The 3,097-nt window shown below is 67.9% G+C and carries 4 protein-coding genes; all 4 read right to left on the reverse strand.

The window, feature by feature from the left end:
• Positions 1-185: 185 nt before the first annotated feature.
• A complete protein-coding gene (locus tag GPY60_RS26335; protein WP_156690635.1) occupies positions 186-815 on the reverse strand; it encodes a MerR family transcriptional regulator in 630 nt (209 codons plus the stop codon).
• Between the two features lie 245 nt (positions 816-1,060).
• On the reverse strand, positions 1,061-1,555 hold the full coding sequence (locus GPY60_RS26340) for a bifunctional nuclease family protein (protein WP_085182389.1): 495 nt from the start codon (positions 1,553-1,555) through the stop codon (positions 1,061-1,063).
• A gap of 81 nt (positions 1,556-1,636) precedes the next feature.
• Positions 1,637-2,392, reverse strand: coding sequence for a transcriptional regulator FtsR (gene ftsR, locus GPY60_RS26345; RefSeq protein ID WP_156690636.1), 756 nt, complete (start codon positions 2,390-2,392; stop codon positions 1,637-1,639).
• Positions 2,392-2,874, reverse strand: coding sequence for a glycogen accumulation regulator GarA (gene garA, locus GPY60_RS26350; protein WP_156690637.1), 483 nt, complete (start codon positions 2,872-2,874; stop codon positions 2,392-2,394). Before garA ends, ftsR begins: the two co-directional genes overlap by 1 nt.
• Positions 2,875-3,097 lie beyond the last annotated feature (223 nt).

Raw genomic sequence — 3,097 nt, forward strand, 5'->3', positions numbered from 1 at the left:
TGCCGACACAACGCACGAACGCCAACCTCCTCAAGGCGGCAGTGTTTGTAAGAGCCAGACACCGGGTGATCTGGACCCAACCACCGCAAACGCGGCAACGCCACCCTGACACTGAGTGTTTGCACGCCGACACGCCGCGCAACCCGTACAACTGCGCACGCTCGCCGGGAAGAAGGCCTCGAAAATCAGCCGATCTTGCGGTCGCGGTGCTTGCGCCGCGACGCCAACTCGTCCTCCGGCGTCGCGATGGACTCGCCGCCGTCGGCCCGCTCGCCCGGGAAGTCGGCGATCACCCCGGTGAGCTCCCGCATCGCGCCGGACACCGCGATGCCGAACACGCCCTGCCCGCCCTGCAGCAGGTCGACGACCTCTTCGGCCGACGTGCACTCGTACACCGTCGTGCCGTCCGAGAAGAGGGTGATGTTGGCCAGGTCCTGCACGCCGCGCTGGCGCAGGTGGTCGACGGCCACCCGAATGTTGTGCAGCGAGATACCGGTGTCGAGCAACCGCTTGACGATCTTGAGGACCAGGATGTCCTTGAACGAGTAGAGCCGCTGGCTGCCGGACCCCGCCGCGCTGCGGATCGAGGGCACCACCAGCGACGTCCGCGCCCAGTAGTCCAGCTGGCGGTAGGTGATCCCGGCGATCTGGCACGCGCTGGGCCCGCGGTAGCCGACGAGCTCGTCGGGGACGGAGTCGTCGGGGAACAGGCCGGGCTGCACCGGCGCGCTCACCGCGGCGATCGCCTGCTCCCCATCCCCGTTGTCTGAGGGGCCAGCTAGGTTCAGCTGCTCTTGACGTGGCTGCTCGCTCACGGTGCTTCCTCTCGCCGATCGCGCTCTCGTTACTAGCTGCGTCTCTGGCTGCGCCGCAGCCACGTTTGCTCAGGCCCGAGTGCTAGTGAGCTTACGCTGTCCGGTAGCCGCCGCGCCTTGCGTCGTCATCAAAGTATGGCCTTCGTGGGCCGAAGAGGGGCCGTTATCCGCCAGGCGTGTCGAGACCCCGGGGCCAGTTGAGACGGATCCGTGATGTCCCCTCGGCGCATGGGGCTGGGCATGAACTAGGTCGCCTTGAAGTCGTCCGGAGACACGCTGTCGAGGAATTCCTTGAACTTCTCCACCTCGTCCTCGCGCACCGCGGTGCCGCCCTCTTCGTCGCTTTCGTCGGGGATGAGCAGGCCGGCCTGGGCCAGGACGGCCTCCTCGACGTAGATCGGCACGCCGACGCGCAGGGCTATCGCCACGGAGTCGGAGGGCCGGGCCGACACGGTGATGTTGCGGTCGAAGATGAGGTCGGCGTAGAAGGTGCCTTCCTGGAGGTCGACGATCCGCACTTCCTTCAGCGAATGCCCAAGAGCGGCAATGATATCCCTGATCAGGTCGTGCGTCAGCGGGCGCGGCGGCTCGACGCCCTGCTGCTCGAGCGCGATGGCGGCAGCCTCCGATTGACCGATCCAGATCGGCAGGTACCGGTCACCGTTGGCCTCGCGCAGGAGCAGCACCGGCTGGTTTTGCGGCTGCTCGACGCGAATGCCGACAACACGAACTTCACCCATCTGTGTCTGCCCTCCGCACATGCTGCCGTGTCGACTTACGCCCGGCGGCGATAACCGAGCCCGTCGAAAGAAGTCTAGACCTCAGCGATGGAGTACGTCGCGAACGGCGGACTTGACCAGGGAGGTATGCAAGGTGATCGCCAGCGCAGCCACCTCACGGGCCAGGTCGTCGGCCCGGTCGCGGGCCCCGGCCTTGCCCGCTTTCACTACCGGCCCGGCTATTTGGGCGATCAGGTCGGACTGCCGGTCGGCCGCCGACCGGAACGCGCGCAGGTGCCGCGGCTCCACGCCGTACTCGGCCAGCGCCCGCGCGCACTGCAGGATCACGACGGCGTGTTCGTCGAAGAAGCCGCCGGCGCCGGTGGTGATGACCCCGGCCCGCAGCAGCGCCGTCAGGAGGTCGTCGTCGACGCCCGAGCGTTGCAGCAGGTCTTCGCGGCTGAGCCGCACGTGCGCCGGGGCGACGGCCGCCGCGTCCGGCCCCGGCGCGGACGTCGGGTCCGGCTCGCCGGCCGCGGGCACCGACACCAATCGCGGTACCCCGTAAGGCGATCCGAACGGCGGCAGCTCGCCGTCGGGCTGGGCGTCGAGCTGCGCCCTGATCACCTTGAGCGGCAGGTAGTGGTCGCGCTGGGCGGTGAGGATGAAGCGCAACCGGGCGCAGTCGTACGCGGTGAACCTGCGGTATCCGGAGGCAGCACGCTGCGGCGTCACCAGTCCCTCGGCCTCCAAGAACCTGATCTTGGAGATCGTGACATCGGGGAAGTCCGGCCTCAACAGCTCGAGGACCGCCCCGATCGACATCCCGGTTAGCGCCGGGCTATCGGGTGCGCTCACTACCCCGAAGAACCTCCGTCGTCGTCGCCCTGCTTCGGTCCGGTCAGAAAGACCAGGCGGAACTTGCCGATCTGCACCTCGTCGCCGTTTGCCAGCACCGCCGAGTCGACGGGCTCGCGGTTGACGTAGGTGCCATTGAGGCTGCCGACGTCGACGACGTGGAATTCGTTGTTCTCCAACCGGAATTCGGCATGCCGCCGGCTGACGGTGACGTCGTCGAGGAAGATGTCGCTGTCGGGATGCCGGCCGGCGGACGTGACGGGCTGGTCCAGCAGGAACCGCGAACCGGCGTTGGGGCCCCGTTTGACGACCAGCAACGCCGAGCCCGCCGGAAGTCCCTCCACCCCGGACACCGCGCTCTCGGCGCCCGCCTGGGCGGGGGCGTCCAGCTCGTTGAGGAAGTCGGCGCGGAAGACGGAGGTCGTCTCCACGGTGACTTCCTCGGTCTGGTCCTTGCCCATATCGGAGTCCATGTCCGTCACGCGCTGCTCCTCACTGGCCGCTGTGGCGTTGTCTGACCGGGCCGCTCGGCCGGCTGCTTACCTACTCGGTTCTCTTCGCCCGGTATCGCCGATCTGTGCTCGTCCGCTGCCTTCTCGTTTCGCTGTGTCGACCGTACCGCGCACTCGTCCGCAATGGGCCTACCACGGAAGGATCGGAAGCCCAAAAGCCCCGGCTTCCCCCATACGGGGCCCGGAAACCCCC

This window comes from Mycobacterium sp. Marseille-P9652, assembly GCF_902652685.1.
Taxonomy (GTDB): Bacteria; Actinomycetota; Actinomycetes; order Mycobacteriales; family Mycobacteriaceae; genus Mycobacterium.